This is a genomic window from Herminiimonas contaminans (assembly GCF_015645465.1).
In the GTDB taxonomy this organism is placed as follows: Bacteria; Pseudomonadota; Gammaproteobacteria; order Burkholderiales; family Burkholderiaceae_D; genus Oxalicibacterium; species Oxalicibacterium contaminans.
Genome location: NZ_JADOEL010000002.1, coordinates 136995 through 155051 on the forward strand (window position 1 = coordinate 136995; position 18057 = coordinate 155051).

The following is an 18057-nucleotide window of genomic DNA, read 5'->3' on the forward strand; positions in this document are numbered from 1 at the left end:
CCTTTCAGCATCTTGCCCGTCAGGGCATGCCAGCCTTTTGTCGCGATAAAAGCAAATTCAGCAAAGGCTGCAGCTCGACGGACAATTTATTGATGTGGAGCAATACCTGCTCTTCCTTGCCCTCCTTGATCCAGCGTAGCAAAGTCGCCAGATCGATAGCCAGATCCGCCGCTTTTTCTTGCTGCTCAAGCAGGGATTGCGTCAATAAACTCTCGCCTTGTTGCAACAAGCGCTCTTCTTCGTTGCCGATGACACCTGTCACGCCTTTTTGCAAACCCAGCAAAGCACGCTCACCGGCCAATTGACGCATGTCATTCAGCATGTCTTCAGCCGCAGCGGAAGCGCACTCGGCTATCGATACCACGCCACAGCTGGCAATCAAATCCATTTGCCCGTCACCGATCAGGTTGGCATTGGCAATCGCGCGGCAGACACGCTCGGCGAAATTGCGTGCCGAATCAAAATGTATGCTGCCAGTCGCAATTGTGAATTCGTTCTCGCCGGTACGCGCCACACAATCGGTCTGCCGCACCGTACGATGCAGAAGCTGACCTATCGCATTAATCACACTGAAGGGTGGCGAAGCTGGATAACCATCCAGCTCAGGATGCTTCAGCCCTATGCATGCATTCAGGATGACGAAATTCCGGTTCTGGCGCGCCGCGTTGCTGCGCATTTCTTCGGCCCGCTGCGCCCATTCCTGCGGTGAAGGTAATTCAACATGATCGCCGACATCGCTGCTGTGAACCAGCGCTTCCAGTCCACGTTCGAATTCGTTCTGGGTACTGACCAGTTTGGAGAGGATATCCAGGCGCGACAGCAATTGCGCGGTGCCTATGCCCTTGGTAATGAGATCCGTCGCGCCTGCCGCTTTGGCGCGATCACGCTCGGCTTGCTCATCGCTGCCAGAGACCACCACCACCGGCATATTGCGGATACGGCCGATTTTGGATGCGCGTATGCGTTTGAGCAAACCGTAGCCATCCAGCTTGGGCATGGTCAGATCAGAGATGACTACCCGGATGCTGGGATCGATCAGCAATGCCTCCCATGCCTGCTCACCATCCAGCGCCTCGCGGAATTCAAACATGCCTTCTATGTGCTTGATCAGGGTGGCACGGACTATGCGTGAGTCATCGGCAATCAGAATTCGAGGTTTTAGGGAAAGGGCGGCGGGTGTATCTGTCAGCATGTAAATCTAACCTTTTTGATGTTAGTAACAGCATAACGCCAGCGAATAAATTTTGACAGCACTTCCAGATTGACATACATTTCGTCAGTTCCATTGAAGGAAATCGCATCCGATGACATTTTTGCAACCCACCTTACGCACAGCTCAACTGGCACGCTCAGCCGTATTAGCGTTCAGCCTGTTGGCGGGTTCTGCGTGGAGCGCCGAAGCGCCGCCACCAGAGCAAAATGCGCAAGTCAGCAAGTTGCAAAGCATCTCCAACCACGCATCAGAACTGGCCATGCAGGCCATGGGCATGCTGGGCATCCATTACAAATACGGCGGTAATACCCCAGAAAGCGGTCTCGACTGCAGCGGTCTGGTACGTCATATTTTCAAGGAAACCTGGGGCATGATCCTGCCCCGCACCTCAGTGGAAATCAGCCATGTCGGCAAACATGTCGACAAAGACGATTTACAGCCGGGTGACCTGGTTTTTTACAATACGCTGCGCAAGGGTTTTTCCCACGTCGGCATTTACCTGGGTGACCGCAAATTCATCCACTCCCCATCTGCCGGTGGCCAGGTCCGTATAGAAAGCATGGACATCGCGTACTGGAAGAAACGCTTTAATGGCGGCAGACGCATCAGTGAACCGGAACAGGACTTCCCACCGATCAAATAAAAAAAACGCACCCTCAGGTGCGTTTTTTTATGGACTGGATTATTGCTCGCGTCTGCTGGCAAGCTTTTTCTTCAGTTCCGGCATCAGCGCCATTGCTGCCTGCTCACCCGCCAGTACCGCGCGGTTACGGCCATTGAAGTCATTCCCCTTCATATCGCCCAGGTTGGGACGGACCACGATGTCGGCATCTTTCAGCTCAAAGCGATTCAGGCTTTGCCCCATGATGGCGAAGGTCTGCAGCAAGACATCCAGCGAACTCGACGCCAGTTGTACTTCCGGTTGCACCGAGATATTCACCGCGATAATGAAGTCAGCGCCCATTTCCTTCGCAAAATGTACCGGTACTGGTGCAACCAGGCCGCCATCCACATACATGCGCTCACCTATCTTCACAGGCTGGAACAAGCCCGGCACCGCTGAAGAGGCGCGTACCGCCAGCCCCGTATTACCTCGCTGAAATAAAACGGGCTGACCGCTATTCAAATCCGTCGCCACTGCAGCAAACGGGATTTTCATCTTCTCTATCGGTACATTCTTGACTGCCTTGTTCACATAGTTTTGCAGCGCATCGCCTTTCAAGACACCGCTGGATTTGGCAAAGAACGGGACTGACCAGTCAGAAATCGCTGCTTCATCCATCGCCAGCGCCATCTGCTGCAAAGCGAAACCATTGTTACCGGCGGCATAGAGCGCGCCGACTACACTGCCCGCGCTGGTGCCAACCACCATGTCCGGCACGATGCCTTGCGACTCCAGCGCTTTGATAACGCCGATATGGGCAAACCCGCGCGCTGCGCCGCCGCCAAGTACCAGTGCAATCTTGACTGGTGCAGCGGATTTAGGCGTGACCACTACCGGTGTCACTGGTTCGGATTTGCCAGGAAGGAAGCTACATGCTGCCTGCAGTACCAGCAGGCCAGCCAGGAGGATTTTGCTGGAATAACTTTTCAACATTGCGGACCAATTTTTTTCAAAGAACGAAGATTACCCTTTTTCCGTCGGCATGGTTGTTACGTAACGTAAGCAAGGAAAAAGCTCACTACAATTGAGAATCGTTTTCATTCTTAACGAAATCCTACTATACTTCCTGCAGCGAAAATCCCAACTACCGACAAACAAGGATGCATATGAGACTAGCAAGTACCCTACTCGCCGCAATTTCCCTGATGGGCACTGTTTCGATCGCGCAAGCGCAGGAAAAAGTATTGAACCTGTACTCGGCACGCCATTATCAGACGGATGAATTGCTGTACTCCAATTTCACCAAACAGACCGGCATCAAAATCAATCGTATCGAAGCTGATGACAATGCGCTGTTTGAGCGCCTGAAAAACGAAGGCAAGAACAGCCAGGCTGACGTCATCGTCATGGTTGATGCAGCACGTATCTGGCGCGCAGAGATAGAAGGATTCTTCCAACCGGTCAAATCGGCGGTCCTGAGCAAACGCATCCCGGCCAATTTGCACGGCAAGGATGATGGCCAGGGTCCTGAGTGGTTTGGTTTCTCGACCCGTGCTCGCGTAATCGTCTACAACAAAGCTGCTGTCAATCCGGCCGACGTCGCGACCTATGAATCACTGGCTGATCCGAAAAACAAAGGCAAGGTCTGCACCCGCTCTGGCTCCCATCCATACAACTTGTCGCTGATCGGCTCGATGATAGAACGCAATGGTGAAAAAGCGACCGAGCAATGGGCCAAAGGCATGGTTGCGAACTTTGCCCGCCCACCACGCGGCGGCGACACCGATCAGATCAAAGGCGTCGCTTCGGGTGAGTGTGGCGTCGCAATTGCCAATTCCTACTACTACGCACGCATGCTGCGCTCGACCAAACCGGAAGACGTCGCCGCCATGAAAAACGTCGGCTTCATCTGGCCTAACGCTAAAACCAGCGGCACCCACTTCAACATTGCAGGCGGTGGCGTAGCGAAGAATGCGCCGCACCGCGAAGCAGCGGTTAAATTCCTCGAGTACCTGGCCAGCGACGAAGCACAAACCTACTTCGCGGATGGCAATAACGAATGGCCAGCGGTTAAAAGTGTCCGTGTGAAGAACGAAGCACTGGAGTCACTGGGCGCTTACAAGATGGAAAACATCTCCATCGCCGCGATCGGTAAAAACCAAATCGCAGCCCAAAAGATACTTGATCGCGTAGGCTACAAATAAACTGAAGGTCATAAAAAAACTGCCGGAACATCGCAAATGTACGCGATCTTCCGGCAGTTTTTTATTGTCCCAGATGGTTGTTTTACATCCCGTCCTGACAAAGCTTCAAAGCTTCATCCCAGCCAGGCAAGCCGCAGAATGTCTGCATAAAGTGTTCACACGATAAGGATGAATTAGCCGGACGTTTGGCTGGCAACGGATAATCCTGCGTACCTATCGCTGTCAGCCGCGGCTTCTTCGTAACCGATGGATGTTCCAGAATAGCTTGCGTCAAACCATGCCAACTAGTCCGCCCTTGCGCGGTCAAGTGGTACAAACCGCCACGACTTTGCCAGACTTCATGGTCCAGTTCGGCATCTGGCTGCGTACCTGAATACCTCTGCATCTGTATCAATGCATGCGCTGTCGCCTCAGCTATCGTCCGGCACCAGGTCGGCGCGCCAAACTGATCAGCGACTATGCGCAACTCATCCCGCTCCTGCGCCAGTCGACGCACGGTCAGCAAGAAATTCTTTCCTCTTGCACCATATACCCAGCTCGTACGCAAAATCAGATGTGGAATCCCTGCAGCCTGTATCGCCTGCTCACCTGCCAGCTTGCTACGGCCGTAAACACTTTGCGGATTCGGCAAATCGTCTTCGGTATAGCTGTCGGCTTGCGAGCCATCGAACACGTAATCTGTCGAATAGTGAATCATCGCAGCGCCCAGCTTACGTGCTTCCTGTGTCATCACTTCGGGCGCTTGCGCATTGATACGCATCGCCAGTTCAGATTCGCTCTCTGCCAGATCGACCGCGGTATAGGCCGCCGGATTCACAATCAACTGCGGCTTTACTTCACGGATGACAGTACGTACCTGATTCAGGTCGGACAAATCCATATGCGAACGATCAAGCGCTATCACCTGCCCCAAGCCCTGCAAGGTACGCTGCAGCTCGTAACCGACCTGCCCGCTGCGCCCTGTCAGCAGGATCTTCAAGCAAACACCTCGGCCTCTGCCAGGGAAACGCCTTTTTGGTCTTTGACTGACAGCGTGGGCATGCCGTTGATAGGCCAGTCGATGGCAATGGCAGGATCATTCCAGGCGATGCAGCGCTCGTGTTCAGGCGCCCAATAGTCAGTTGTCTTGTAAAGGAATTCTGCAGTATCGCTGGTGACGACGAAGCCGTGCGCGAATCCTTCGGGGATCCACATTTGGCGTTTGTTTTCTGCGGATAGGACTGCGCCTACCCATTGGCCGAATGTGGGAGAGCTTTTGCGGATGTCTACGGCTACGTCGAAGACTGTTCCTGATACTACGCGCACCAGTTTGCCTTGCGATTGCTGTATCTGGTAATGCAAACCGCGCAGTACACCGTGCGCCGATTTGGAGTGATTGTCTTGTACAAACCTGACTGTTTTACCTGTGACCTCAGCAAATTTTTTTTCGTTGAAACTCTCAAAGAAAAAACCTCTTTCGTCACCGAAAACTGTCGGCTCTATCAATAAAACATCTGGGATTGATGTGGCGATAGCTTTCATACTTACAGCACTTTATCGTCGAGAATACGCAGCAAGTACTTGCCATAAGCTGTATTTTTCAGCGGCTCAGCCAATCGCTCCATTTGGCTCGCATTTATGTACCCCTTGCGGAAAGCCGTTTCTTCCGGACAGGCGATTTTCAATCCCTGACGATGTTCGATGGTAGCAATAAATTGCCCGGCTTCCAGCAAAGACTCGTGCGTGCCGGTATCCAGCCAGGCCATACCGCGCCCCATTAATTCAACATTCAGTTCACCCCGCGCCAGATAAGCGCGATTTACGTCTGTAATTTCCAGCTCTCCACGTCCGGACGGCAGAATCGATGCAGCGATATCACACACTTGATTGTCGTAGAAATACAGGCCCGTAACTGCATAATTTGATTTGGGTACTAATGGCTTCTCTTCTATGCTGACAGCTTGATGTTGCGCATCAAACTCAACCACGCCATAACGCTCCGGATCCTGCACATGATAAGCAAATACGGTTGAGCCCTGGAGACGTTCTGATGCCTGCATCAATTGCCGGTCAAAAGCATGACCGTAGTAGATGTTGTCTCCCAATATCAAGGCCGAAGGATCGTTCCCGATAAAATCACGACCAATGATGAAAGCCTGCGCCAGACCGTCAGGCGAAGGCTGCACTGCATACGACAAGTTAACACCCCATTGGCTGCCATCGTTGAGCAACTGTTGAAAACGTGGAATATCTTGCGGGGTAGAAATCAGCAGAATGTCACGTATGCCAGCCAACATCAGGGTCGTCAGCGGATAGTAAATCATCGGCTTATCGTAGACCGGCAACAACTGTTTGGATATAGCCACGGTCGCCGGATACAAGCGCGCACCAGAACCTCCTGCGAGGATAATCCCTTTGCGGTTGCCCGGATTCATGGGTGAGTATCCAGATACCACTGCACCGTTTTACGAATTCCGGTATCAAACGCCTCAAGCGGTCTCCAGCCAAGCTCACGTTCGATTTTGCTTGCGTCTATTGCATAACGGCGATCATGACCAGGACGGTCTGCTACGTACACAATCTGTTGCCTATAGCTTTTGCCAAAAGCTAATGGCTTCAATTCATCCAATATATCGCATAAGGTAAATACCACATCGAGATTGGTTTTTTGATTTTGCGCACCGATGTTATATGTTTCACCAGGCACGCCATCTGCAAGAACCAGACGCAGTGCAGCACAATGATCGCCAACATAAAGCCAATCACGTATCTGCTGCCCGTCACCGTAAATCGGCAAATCCTTTCCTGCCAGGGCATTCGCTATCATCAACGGAATCAACTTTTCCGGAAAATGATTAGGACCGTAATTGTTGGAACAATTCGTTGTCAGTGTCGGCAGGCCGTAGGTATGGAAATAAGCACGTACCAAATGATCCGATGCCGCTTTGGAGGCTGAGTATGGACTGTTGGGCGCGTAGGCGGTTGCTTCAGAAAATGGGGCATCGCCCGCCTCGAGCGAACCATAGGCCTCATCAGTCGAAACGTGCAGGAAACGGAACTGTTCCTTCTCCTGATTTTCCAAGCCAGACCAATAGGCGCGCGCGGCCTCCAACAGCTTGAATGTTCCGTTGATATTCGTACGGATGAATTCCGCTGGCCCCTGGATAGAGCGGTCCACATGGCTTTCGGCGGCGAAATGCGCAATGGCTGTCGGCTTGTATGCATTCAGCAAAGCACTCATTTTTTCACCGTCACAGATATCGGCGAGTACAAATGTATGGCGGATATCACCTTTGAGTGACACCAAATTGTGCAGATTGCCAGCATAAGTCAGCTTGTCAACATTCAATACTGCAGCATTGCCGCGTGCCAGCCAGTCCAACACGAAATTAGAGCCTATAAAGCCAGCCCCACCAGTGACGAGGATCATGATCGCCGCTCACTAGATAAATGATGAGCGACTATTTGAGTGTGTACTTGTGTATGCAAATACATCGTTGTCGTACAGAGAAACAAGAATGTTGACATTAAATTAATGTTGGAATTGCCCAGCCCTACTCTGGGTACACGGGATTGCACTATAATTATGGCTAAAATTGACTATGAGCAACATATTGCCAAAACAATAAGCTCTCGTCGTCATAGGCCATTTTTAATCGAAGTTCGATAAAAATTTGCACATATATACATTCACTCTATCAGCCGAAATTGTAATATTCGCAAACAAAAGCGACGCTCCGATTTTCACACGACGTATAGTATGTGCATAAAGCCGTATTACCGCCTATAAAAAATTTATAATACGGCGACATTCAAAGAAATAAAACATAGAGCGAGAGGTTGGGATGAATATGGACTGGTATCTTATCCATACAAAACCAAGACAAGAAAATCGTGCTTTGCAAAACCTTGAACAGCAAGGTTATGAGTGCGATTTGCCGACATTGCGAGCCGAAAGATTGCGGCAAGGCATGTTGGAAGTGGCAGATGAGGCATTATTTCCCCGTTACCTATTTATCCGGCTCGGACAAGGCGATTCTGCCAAGAGCTGGGCCCCGATACGCTCCACCGTCGGCGTCAGCCGCTTGGTAAGCTTTGGCAAGGAGCCCGCCAAGGTCGCGGAAAGCCTGATTAATTTGCTCCAGGCACAAGAGAACTCAGTCCGAATTGAACCCAAGCGCTTGTATACGGCTGGCGAACGCGTGCGGCTGACAGAAGGTGCTTTTGCCGGACTCGAAGGCGTTTACCAGATGGCCGATGGCGAACATCGCGCCATGGTGCTCATTGAGTTATTGAGCAAGTCAGTGACTTTACGCGCCACCACTAACAGCTTGCGAAAAGTCAATTAAGCCCTTGTCGCTGCTTTACAAAAGGGTTTTCAAAGCTTACCCATTGTGTCAAAATTGATACACACTCAGAGGCGTCATTTGAGTGTGTCACTAGCCACGCCACCAGCGCTTGCCGATCGTAAAACGGCACGGCGGTAGCGTGCTTGATTTAGTACAAAAACAATTAAAGAATCAATCAAAATTCTCCCCCTATCGAAGCCTGCTTTTCACCCCACCCTCATTGCGAGGCCGACGCCTTGTGCAAGCGTCTTTTGCAATGTTGACAGTGGTATCATCCTTGGTTTTCTCAATTTGATTCACGTTGCAGCGCTGCAATTCGTACCGAACACGGGCTTACCCGTTAGTCCGAATGTTTTGATGCGCTCCGTGCTTGAAATGACAGCCAAGTGCTTGAACGTCCACTTTCCTGAATACCTGAGAGCAAATTATTTCCGCACGATGTGCGTGCGGCGCTCTGATTTAATCAGTAAAACTGGCGCAGTGAACAAAGTAGCGCCATTCGGTAGTTTGGGTCTAACCAATCATTGACTTTACAGCTGGGAATAACTGTGACCTTAAAGGATAAAAAAATAGCCATCATTGGCTTAGGATACGTTGGCTTGCCATTAGCAGTTGAATTCGGCAAAACCAGACCCGTTCTGGGCTTCGATATCAATGAGGGCAGGATACTCGAATTACGTTCCGGCAAAGACAGTACACTGGAAGTGACTCCCGAAGAACTCGTCACAGCCAAACAACTTACTTATAGCAATAAATTGGAAGCTCTTAGCGACTGTGACATCTTCATCGTCACGGTCCCGACTCCAATTGACAAGGCCAATCGCCCTGACCTGACGCCGCTGATCAAAGCCAGCGAGACCGTGGGTAAAGCGATGAAGGCTGGCGCACTCGTAATTTACGAATCGACGGTTTACCCCGGCTGCACAGAAGAGGTATGCGTACCAGTACTGGAAAAGACTTCCGGACTTAAATTTAATAGTGATTTCTTCTGCGGATATAGCCCGGAACGTATCAATCCGGGTGACAAGGTCAATACCTTGACCAAAATTCGCAAGATCACCAGCGGCTCGACACCGGAAATAGCCAAGGAAGTCGACGCCCTCTATTCAAGCATCATCACGGCCGGAACATTCCCGGCAACCAGTCTTAAGGTCGCTGAAGCAGCCAAGGTAATCGAGAATACGCAACGTGACCTGAACATCGCCTTGGTCAACGAACTCTCCGTTATCTTCGAACGCCTGGACATAGACACTATCGAAGTCCTGGAAGCTGCGGGTAGCAAATGGAACTTCCTCCCGTTCCGCCCCGGCATGGTTGGAGGTCACTGTATCGGCGTTGATCCGTATTACCTCACGCACAAGGCAGAGGAAGTCGGTTATCACCCGCAAGTCATTCTTGCCGGACGTCGCATCAACGACAACATGGCCCGCTACGCAGCACGCAGCACTATCCGACTCATGCTGAAAAACGGCATCGACGTCGCACGCAGCACCGTCGGCGTTCAGGGGATTACCTTCAAGGAAAACTGCCCTGACATTCGTAACAGCAAAATTGCTGATCTTGTCCAGGAACTCCAAAACTGGGGCGTCAATGTTGTCGTGAGCGATCCTTGGGCCGATGCCGAAGAAGTATTCCACGAATACGGCATTCGCCTGGGCACCATAGATGCCGAACATCCGGTCGATTCTTTAATTGTCGCAGTGGGTCACAATGAATTCCGACGCGAAAACGTCGCTGAATTACGCAGCCTCTGTCGTGGCGACAAGCCAGTACTCGGCGATCTCAAAGCATTATTCGACCGACATGCCAGTGCAGCAGCCGGCTTCACAGTTTTCAGGTTCTAAGGAGAACACGATGAGAAATTATCCTACCATCACTGATCGCAAGATCCGCATGGCACTCGTCGGCTGCGGCCGCATCGCGGCCAATCATTTCAATGCGATGAAACAACATGCATCGAACATTGAAATCGTCGATGTATGCGACGTCAACAGCGATGCGCTCAAGAACGCAGTAGAACTGACCGGTGCCAAAGGCCATCTCAGCCTCACCGAAATGTTGAAAACGACTACGGCTGACATCGTCATTCTGACCACTCCAAGTGGCTTGCACCCGGATCAAGCAGTCGAGGTTGCCAAATCGGGACGTCATGTCATGACTGAAAAACCAATGGCGACACGCTGGGAAGATGGCTTGCGCATGGTCAAGGCTTGCGACGATGCAGGCGTACGCCTCTTCGTTGTGAAGCAAAATCGTCGCAATTCGACACTGCAACTCCTTAAACGCGCAGTTGAACAGAAGCGTTTTGGCCGCATACATATGGTCAACATCAACGTCTTCTGGACCCGTCCACAGGAATACTACGATGCCGCAAAATGGCGCGGTACCTGGGAGTTCGATGGCGGCGCTTTCATGAATCAGGCCAGCCACTATGTTGACTTGCTGGATTGGCTGATCGGCCCGGTAGAAAAAATTCAGGCGATGATGAGCACGACCCGTGACATCGAAACTGAAGACACCGGCGTCCTGAACGTCAAATGGCGTAGCGGTGCACTGGGATCCATGAGCGTGACCATGCTCACCTATCCGCAAAATCTGGAAGGCAGCATCACCATCCTCGGCGAAAAAGGTACCGTACGCGTCGGCGGTGTTGCGGTAAACGATATACAACTGTGGCAATTCGCAGATGTACAAGACTATGATGCCCAGATTAAAGATGCCAACTACCAGACTACTTCAGTGTATGGCTTTGGCCATCCGCTCTACTACAACAATGTAGTAGAAGTCATGCGTGGTGTAGCTGAGCCGGAAACAGACGGACGCGAAGGCCTCAAATCGCTGGAACTGCTGATAGGTGCCTATCTCGCTGCGCGTGACGGTAAGACTGTGTCGCTCCCACTGGAGTATTGAGCATGGCTGTAACCATTCATCCAAGCGCCATTGTCGATGAAGGCGCACAAATCGGTGACGGTAGCCGCGTATGGCATTTTGTCCATGTGTGTGGCGGTGCCCGAATTGGCAAAGGCGTGTCCCTGGGACAAAACGTTTTTGTCGGCAACAAGACAGTGATCGGTGACTCCTGCAAAATTCAGAACAATGTCAGCGTGTATGACAATGTGACCCTCGAAGAAGGCGTTTTTTGCGGCCCCAGCATGGTGTTTACCAACGTATACAACCCACGTTCCTTAATCGAACGCAAAAGCGAATATCGCGACACCTTGGTCAAGAGAGGTGCAACCTTGGGCGCAAACAGCACGATCGTTTGTGGCGTCACGATTGGTGAGTTTGGCTTTGTTGGCGCAGGCGCTGTCGTCAACAAGGATGTGCCTGCTTACGCTTTAATGGTGGGCGTACCTGCTCGACAAATTGGCTGGATGAGTGAATACGGCGAACAAATCGAATTACCACTTTCCGGCGACGGGCAATATATCTGCCCTCACGATGGCTCCACCTATACGTTGGAAGGCCAGACTCTTACGAAAGCAAAAGGATGACGATTCCCTTTATCGATCTGAAAACACAATACAAGGCTCTCCAACCTAAAATTCAGCGGCGGATCAACCAGGTACTGGAACACGGCCAGTACATCATGGGGCCTGAAGTCAAGGAACTGGAAGAAAAGCTAGCGGCATACACAGGTGCAAAATATTGCATCACCGTGGCCTCTGGTACGGAAGCCTTGCTCATCTCCTTAATGGCCCTCGGTATCAAGACCGGAGATGAAATCATCACTACGCCATTCACGTTCGTAGCAACCGCCGAGGTCATTGTGTTACTCGGTGCCATACCGGTATTCGTGGACGTTGAACCCGATACCGGCAACATCGACGCCAAGCTGATCGAAGCCGCGATTACTCCGCGAACCAAAGCCATCATGCCTGTCAGCCTGTATGGCCAACCAGCAGACATGGATGAAATCAACGCCATCGCAGCGCGCCACGGCAACATTCCCGTCATTGAGGACGCCGCACAAAGTTTCGGCGCCGAATACAAAGGCAAGAAAAGCTGCAACCTCTCCACAATAGGATGCACCAGCTTTTTCCCGAGCAAACCCTTGGGTTGCTACGGTGATGGCGGAGCCATCTTTACCAATGACGACGCCATTGCTTTAGCCTGCAAGGAAATTCGCGTTCACGGACAAAGTCAGCGCTACGTACACACACGTATTGGTGTTGGTGGGCGCATGGATACGCTCCAATGCGCAATCGTGCTGGCCAAACTGGATCGCTTTGACCACGAAGTAGAACAACGCCTGCTGATAGGCCAACGCTATAACAAAATTCTGGGTGAAGCAGGTGTCACGACCATCGTTCAACGCTCGGATCGCACCAGCATTTTTGGTCAATACACCGTGCGTGTTCAAGATCGCACTAATCTGCAAAAATATCTGAACGAATGCGGGGTCCCTACGGCCGTCCATTATCCTGTTCCACTCGACGAACAACCTGCATATCGAGACTTATGCAAGGCGGGACACACCCCAGCATCCAAAAAAATTGCTGGTGAAGTAATGAGTCTACCGATGAGCCCAGACCTCACCATTGATGACCAGGACAAAATTTGTGCGGCTCTTTTGGCCGGGATTAAGCAATGATCAAAATTGCGACTATCGTCGGTGCACGCCCACAATTCATTAAAGCAGCAGCGGTATCGCGTGTCGCCAGAGAAAGCTACTCCGGTCAGTTGAGTGAATTCATCATACATACTGGTCAGCATTACGATGAAAACATGTCGCAAGTCTTCTTTGAAGAACTTGACATTCCTTGCCCGGAATACAATCTCGAGATCGCTGGTGGCAGCCATGGTGCTATGACGGGGCGCATGCTTTCAGGGATAGAAAAAGTGCTTCTCGACGAAAAGCCGGATTGGTTGTTGATATACGGCGACACCAATTCGACACTTGCCGGCGCACTTGCCGCTGCCAAGCTGCATATCCCGGTAGCCCATGTAGAAGCTGGTTTGCGCTCATTCAATATGCGCATGCCAGAAGAAGTCAATCGCATTCTTTCAGACCGTGTATCAAACCTGCTGTTTTGTCCTACGGATATTGCTGTCCGTAATTTGGCCTCCGAAGGGATTACTCGCGGTGTGCACAACGTAGGTGATGCCATGTATGATGTGGCGCTTTACTATCGCGACAAAGCTCGTCAGAAAAGTACCGTACTGCATCGACTCGGGTTGACTAAAGGAGAATTTGCGCTAGCGACCTGCCATCGTGCGGAGAACACGGATGATCCGACGCGTCTTGAGGCTATCTTGACAGGTTTGGCAACAGTTGCGGAAAGTATGCCGGTAGTGATACCACTACATCCTCGCACGCGAAAGATCATCGAAGAGCGTGAGCTCTCCTCCTGCTTGAATCGTTTAGTTGTTGTCGATCCCCTTCCATTCCTGGACATGATTGCACTTGAGCAAGCTGCACGTCTCATCCTGACAGATTCAGGCGGGGTTCAAAAGGAAGCCTTTTTTTATCAGGTACCTTGCATCACTATGCGTGAAGAAACGGAATGGCTGGAGACGGTCGAATCAGGATGGAATTGCCTGGTCGGTGCTGATGCTGAGTTGATCGCATCGGCGGCAAGCAAGGCAATTCAAGGGGAGCATGGTAGAAAAACAGTGACTCCCTATGGAAACGGCAACGCTGCAGAGAATATATTGGCGCAATTGGTTCGACAACATGTCGGCTGATTAGAAATTAACGACTGTTATTAAGGAACAAAACATGAAAGTAGTGGTTACTGGCGGTCTTGGACAAATTGGTTCGCATGTGGCTGAAATGCTGTTAGAGCGCGGCGACTCAGTTCTTGTAATCGACAATCTGGCAACAGGTCGGCGTGAACACTTGGCCGACCATCCAAATCTCAAAATTGTCATCGACACGATTGCTGACAAAGGACTTGTCGACCGCCTTGTAGGCGATTTCAAGCCAGATGCTGTTGTGCATACCGCAGCTTCCTACAAGGATCCTGACGATTGGTACAACGACTCCCTGACCAATTGCGTTGGCGGATCAAACATTGTGGACGCTGCCAAGAAGTTCGGCGTCAAGCGCTTTGTTTATTTTCAAACTGCTCTGTGCTATGGACTTAAGCCTAGCCAGTCGCCGATTCGCCTGGACCATCCACGTAACCCAGGCAGCAGCAGCTACGCAATTTCCAAGACGACCAATGAGTACTATCTCGAACTGTCCGGCGTCGACTTCGTCACTTTCCGACTGGCAAACGTCGTGGGCCCTCGCAACGTCGCGGGGCCTCTGCCCATCTTCTATCAGCGCCTGAAAGACGGTAAGCAATGCTTCGTTACCGAAGCTCGCCGCGATTTTGTGTTCGTCAAGGATCTTGCTCGCGTAGTATTGAAGGCGATCGACGGCGTCGGTCACGGTGCATATCACTTCTCCTCCGGTAAAGATGTGGCGATCCAGGAACTCTACAATGCTGTCGTGAATGCGATGGGTTTCACCGGTGAAAAACCACAGGCCGAAGTTAAGGCGCTGGGTCCCGACGACGTGTTTTCCATTTTGCTGGATCCGAGCCGCACTTTCGCTGACTTCGGCGACATCGAGTTCACCTCGATGCAAGAAACCGTGTCAGCTGCCATCGACTACTATAAACAGCACGGCACACTTGGTGAGTACACCCACCTGCGCCTGCAAGACAAGAAGTAAAGCCATGCGTATTCTCATTACTGGCGGAGCCGGTTGCCTGGGTTCGAACTTGATCGAGCATTGGTTGCCACAGGGGCATGAAATATATGTCATAGACAATTTTGCCACCGGCAAACGGGAAGTTGTGCCTGAAGTTCCCGGCCTGACCGTTAAGGAAGGAAGCATCACCGATCCGGCACTTGTCGAGGCTTGCTTTCAACAATTCAAACCGGAGCTGGTCGTGCATTCCGCAGCGGCATATAAGGATCCGGATGATTGGGTTGAAGACGCTTGCACCAACGTCATTGGTAGTGCGTATATTGCCAAGGCTGCCAAGGCTCATGGTGTGAAACGTCTGATCAATTTCCAGACGGCGTTGAGCTACGGCCGACCAAACCAACTGCCGATCCCTGCAAGCCATCCAAGCGCGCCATTTACCAGCTACGGGATTTCCAAAACGGCAGGCGAACAGTACATGCTCTTATCCGGAATTCCGACGTTGTCGCTGCGGATCGCAAACGTTACCGGCCCTCGCCTCGCTATCGGCCCAATCCCGACGTTTTATAAACGACTGAAGGCGGGGCAAAGCTGCTTCTGCTCGGATACTGCGCGTGACTTCTTGGATATGTCCGACTTTCTGGCGTTTATGGACTTGGCCATCAGCGAAAATGCACCTACAGGCGTGTTCAACGTTTCCAGTGGCGAAGCTCACACGATCAAGGAAATTTTCGACATTGTGACGGACTACCTCGGCCTTGGCCGTCAGGAAGTACCAATCACTCCACCAGCAGCTGATGACGTCCCAGTCGTCGCGCTCGACTCGAACGAAACGCTCAAAGCCTTTGGCTGGAAGCCTAAGATCGGCTTCGTCGAAACAGTGAAACGCCAGATGGCTTGGTATGATCAATACGGCATCACAGATGTGTATTCGCATCTTAAGGCCCCTACGACATCCAAGTGATGCATGTGGAGATATGTAAATGACTAATAGCAGCTTTAAAGGAAGCAAGGTTCTTGTAGTTGGCGGTGCCGGTTTTATCGGCAGCAATCTGGTCCATCAAATTCTGGAGCAAGATCCAAGTGAAATTATCATTGTCGATAACCTGCTTTCATCGGATGTAGCCAATATCCCTGGCGATTCACGAGTCAAGTTCGTATTCGGCTCAATTACCAGCGATAGAATACTGGCAGACCTTCCCCAAGATCTTGACTACGTATTTCACCTGTCTTGCTTCCATGGCAATCAGTCTTCAATTGCCGATCCGTTTGCCGATCACGACAACAACACGTATACATCCCTTAAGCTATTCGACCGCCTGAAGGATATAAAAAACCTGAAGAAGGTTGTTTATGCCGCTGCCGCTTGTGCTGTCGCGGAAAAAACTTTCGACCAGCCAACCGCCACCACCGAAGAACAGCCTGTTACGCTTTACCACGACAGTCCCTACTCCATCTCCAAGATCATCGGGGAACTGTATGGAAATTATTATTTCCAGCGTTATCAACTGCCGTTCGTAAAAGCGCGCTTCTCCAACGCATATGGTCCTAGAGAAATCCTTGGCGCCGGTCAATGGCGAGGCACCGTTCACACAGTATGGCGCAATGTGACACCAACCTTTATTTGGCGTGCGCTTAATGGTGAGGCCTTGCCTTTGGACAATGGCGGTAATGCAAGCCGAGACTTTCTTTTTGTTGAAGACATGGCCCGTGGACTAATGGCGTGCGCGCTCAAGGGCGAATCTGGCGAAGTGTATAACCTTGCGACAGGCAAAGAAACAACCATCCTCGATCTTGCAATGCTGATCAATGAATTCACGGGTAACACCACACCGCTCGATCTGAAGCCAGCACGAGATTGGGACAGATCCGGTAAGCGCTTTGCATCTACCGAAAAATCGGAAAAGCAACTTGGCTTTACCGCGCAAGTTGATATCCGTGAAGGGGTTCGCCGTACCGTGGAATGGACCAAGGCGAATGCTGAATTGATCAAGCGCAGTATTGCCAAGCACGACAAGATGATGTCTCAGGCTAAATCATGACGAAATCGGCATGGATTTAACTGGGAAAAAATTGGTGGTCATAGGTGGAGCCGGCTTGATCGGATCTCACACCGTTGATCACCTATTAAAAGAGAATGTCAGAGAAATTGTCATCTATGACAATTTTGTTCGCGGCAGCAGAGAAAATTTGTCGGCGGCTCTCAAGGATCCGCGCGTACGCATTTTCGAAGCGGGTGGCGACATCATGCAAAGCGACGTCTTGCACGCCGCACTAAGCGGCGCAGATGGCGTTTTTCATCTGGCTGCCCTTTGGCTGCTTCAGTGCCACGAGTATCCGCAAACCGCCTTCGATGTGAACATTCGAGGCACGTTTAATGTAATGGAGGCGTGCGTAGCGCAAGGTGTAAAACGGCTAGTGTACTCGTCCTCTGCCTCGGTCTACGGCGATGCTGTAAGAGAACCAATGGATGAAGAGCATCCTTTCAACAACAAAAATTTTTACGGTGCGACAAAGATAGCTGGTGAAGCGATGCTACGTTCATTCCATCACCGTTACGGCCTGAACTATGTCGGCTTACGCTATATGAATGTATACGGTCCTCGGCAAGATTATCGAGGGGCATATATCGCTGTTATTATGAAAATGCTTGATGCAATAGATAACGGAGAAGGCCCCACAATTATGGGAGACGGCTCCGAAGCATTCGATTTTGTTGCCGTAGAAGACTGTGCCTTAGCCAATATACGTGCCATGCAAGCAGATACAACAGACAATTTTTACAACGTAGGAACAGGTACGCGTACGTCGCTTAAAGAGCTCGCCGAAATACTGATCGATATCACCGGTTGCGACAAACCAATCCAATACGCGCCTCGCAGCCAAGCAACCTTAGTACGCAATCGTATTGGGTGCCCCAAAAAAGCTCGTAAAGAAATTAACTTCACGTCGGAAGTCAGCCTAAGAGAAGGATTGCACAGGTTAATTGCCTGGCGCCTCGACCATAAAAAATCGCACTTCTCCAAATCGGAAACTGTTAGCTAACTGAGTATTACGTCAGGAATGCT

18 protein-coding genes are annotated in these 18057 nt (G+C 51.1%); 12 read left to right on the forward strand and 6 right to left on the reverse strand.

Features of this window, described 5'->3' with window-relative positions; all coding sequences use genetic code 11:
- Positions 1–19: 19 nt before the first annotated feature.
- A complete protein-coding gene (locus tag IXC47_RS03030; protein WP_195874643.1) occupies positions 20–1192 on the reverse strand; it encodes a response regulator in 1173 nt (390 codons plus the stop codon).
- Positions 1193–1304: 112 nt separating this feature from the next.
- On the opposite strand from IXC47_RS03030, the gene IXC47_RS03035 reads away from it, so the two are divergent.
- On the forward strand, positions 1305–1856 hold the full coding sequence (locus IXC47_RS03035; protein WP_175625584.1) for a C40 family peptidase: 552 nt from the start codon (positions 1305–1307) through the stop codon (positions 1854–1856).
- Between the two features lie 39 nt (positions 1857–1895).
- Here IXC47_RS03035 and IXC47_RS03040 read toward each other — a convergent pair whose 3' ends face one another.
- Positions 1896–2810, reverse strand: a complete 915-nt coding sequence (locus tag IXC47_RS03040) for a patatin-like phospholipase family protein (RefSeq protein WP_195874644.1) — start codon at positions 2808–2810, stop codon at positions 1896–1898.
- A gap of 173 nt (positions 2811–2983) precedes the next feature.
- On the opposite strand from IXC47_RS03040, the gene IXC47_RS03045 reads away from it, so the two are divergent.
- A complete protein-coding gene (locus IXC47_RS03045; RefSeq protein WP_195874645.1) occupies positions 2984–4021 on the forward strand; it encodes an extracellular solute-binding protein in 1038 nt (345 codons plus the stop codon).
- A gap of 82 nt (positions 4022–4103) precedes the next feature.
- Here the strand turns inward: IXC47_RS03045 and rfbD are convergent, their stop codons facing one another.
- Genes rfbD through rfbB form a run of 4 tightly spaced genes read right to left on the reverse strand, consistent with a single transcriptional unit; the run spans position 4104 to position 7430 of the window.
- Positions 4104–5000 carry a dTDP-4-dehydrorhamnose reductase gene (gene rfbD, locus IXC47_RS03050; protein WP_195874646.1) on the reverse strand — a complete coding sequence of 299 codons (897 nt, stop codon included), beginning with the start codon at positions 4998–5000 and terminating at the stop codon, positions 4104–4106.
- Positions 4997–5542: a dTDP-4-dehydrorhamnose 3,5-epimerase gene (gene rfbC / locus IXC47_RS03055; RefSeq protein ID WP_195874647.1), complete on the reverse strand. Its 546-nt coding sequence runs from the start codon at positions 5540–5542 to the stop codon at positions 4997–4999. The genes rfbD and rfbC overlap by 4 nt, the downstream gene beginning before the upstream one ends.
- A gap of 2 nt (positions 5543–5544) precedes the next feature.
- Entirely contained in the window at positions 5545–6435 is an 891-nt protein-coding gene (rfbA, locus tag IXC47_RS03060) for a glucose-1-phosphate thymidylyltransferase RfbA (protein ID WP_175625579.1), read from the reverse strand.
- The gene (gene rfbB / locus IXC47_RS03065; RefSeq protein WP_195874648.1) at positions 6432–7430 is read right to left on the reverse strand and encodes a dTDP-glucose 4,6-dehydratase; all 999 of its coding nucleotides are present in this window, start codon (positions 7428–7430) and stop codon (positions 6432–6434) included. Before rfbB ends, rfbA begins: the two co-directional genes overlap by 4 nt.
- Before the next feature lie 415 nt (positions 7431–7845).
- On the opposite strand from rfbB, the gene rfaH reads away from it, so the two are divergent.
- From rfaH to IXC47_RS03115, 10 genes are all read left to right on the forward strand, one after another.
- Complete coding sequence (rfaH, locus tag IXC47_RS03070; RefSeq protein WP_230089367.1) at positions 7846–8349, forward strand: transcription/translation regulatory transformer protein RfaH; 504 nt, start codon at positions 7846–7848, stop codon at positions 8347–8349.
- Positions 8350–8897: 548 nt separating this feature from the next.
- Positions 8898–10193, forward strand: a complete 1296-nt coding sequence (locus tag IXC47_RS03075) for a nucleotide sugar dehydrogenase (RefSeq protein ID WP_195874649.1) — start codon at positions 8898–8900, stop codon at positions 10191–10193.
- 10 nt (positions 10194–10203) lie between these two features.
- Entirely contained in the window at positions 10204–11259 is a 1056-nt protein-coding gene (locus IXC47_RS03080; protein ID WP_195874650.1) for a Gfo/Idh/MocA family protein, read from the forward strand.
- Positions 11260–11261: 2 nt separating this feature from the next.
- Complete coding sequence (locus IXC47_RS03085) at positions 11262–11843, forward strand: acyltransferase (RefSeq protein ID WP_195874651.1); 582 nt, start codon at positions 11262–11264, stop codon at positions 11841–11843.
- 2 nt (positions 11844–11845) lie between these two features.
- Positions 11846–12943, forward strand: coding sequence for a DegT/DnrJ/EryC1/StrS family aminotransferase (locus IXC47_RS03090; protein WP_195874818.1), 1098 nt, complete (start codon positions 11846–11848; stop codon positions 12941–12943).
- Positions 12940–14037, forward strand: a complete 1098-nt coding sequence (wecB, locus tag IXC47_RS03095) for a non-hydrolyzing UDP-N-acetylglucosamine 2-epimerase (RefSeq protein WP_195874652.1) — start codon at positions 12940–12942, stop codon at positions 14035–14037. Before IXC47_RS03090 ends, wecB begins: the two co-directional genes overlap by 4 nt.
- A 34-nt stretch (positions 14038–14071) precedes the next feature.
- On the forward strand, positions 14072–15013 hold the full coding sequence (locus tag IXC47_RS03100; protein ID WP_195874653.1) for an NAD-dependent epimerase/dehydratase family protein: 942 nt from the start codon (positions 14072–14074) through the stop codon (positions 15011–15013).
- Positions 15014–15017: 4 nt separating this feature from the next.
- Entirely contained in the window at positions 15018–15953 is a 936-nt protein-coding gene (locus IXC47_RS03105; protein ID WP_195874654.1) for an NAD-dependent epimerase/dehydratase family protein, read from the forward strand.
- Positions 15954–15972: 19 nt separating this feature from the next.
- Positions 15973–17031 (forward strand): NAD-dependent epimerase/dehydratase family protein, encoded by a 1059-nt coding sequence (locus IXC47_RS03110; protein WP_195874655.1) that lies wholly within the window; start codon positions 15973–15975, stop codon positions 17029–17031.
- Between the two features lie 10 nt (positions 17032–17041).
- Positions 17042–18034 carry an NAD-dependent epimerase/dehydratase family protein gene (locus tag IXC47_RS03115; protein ID WP_195874656.1) on the forward strand — a complete coding sequence of 331 codons (993 nt, stop codon included), beginning with the start codon at positions 17042–17044 and terminating at the stop codon, positions 18032–18034.
- Positions 18035–18057: the final 23 nt, after the last annotated feature.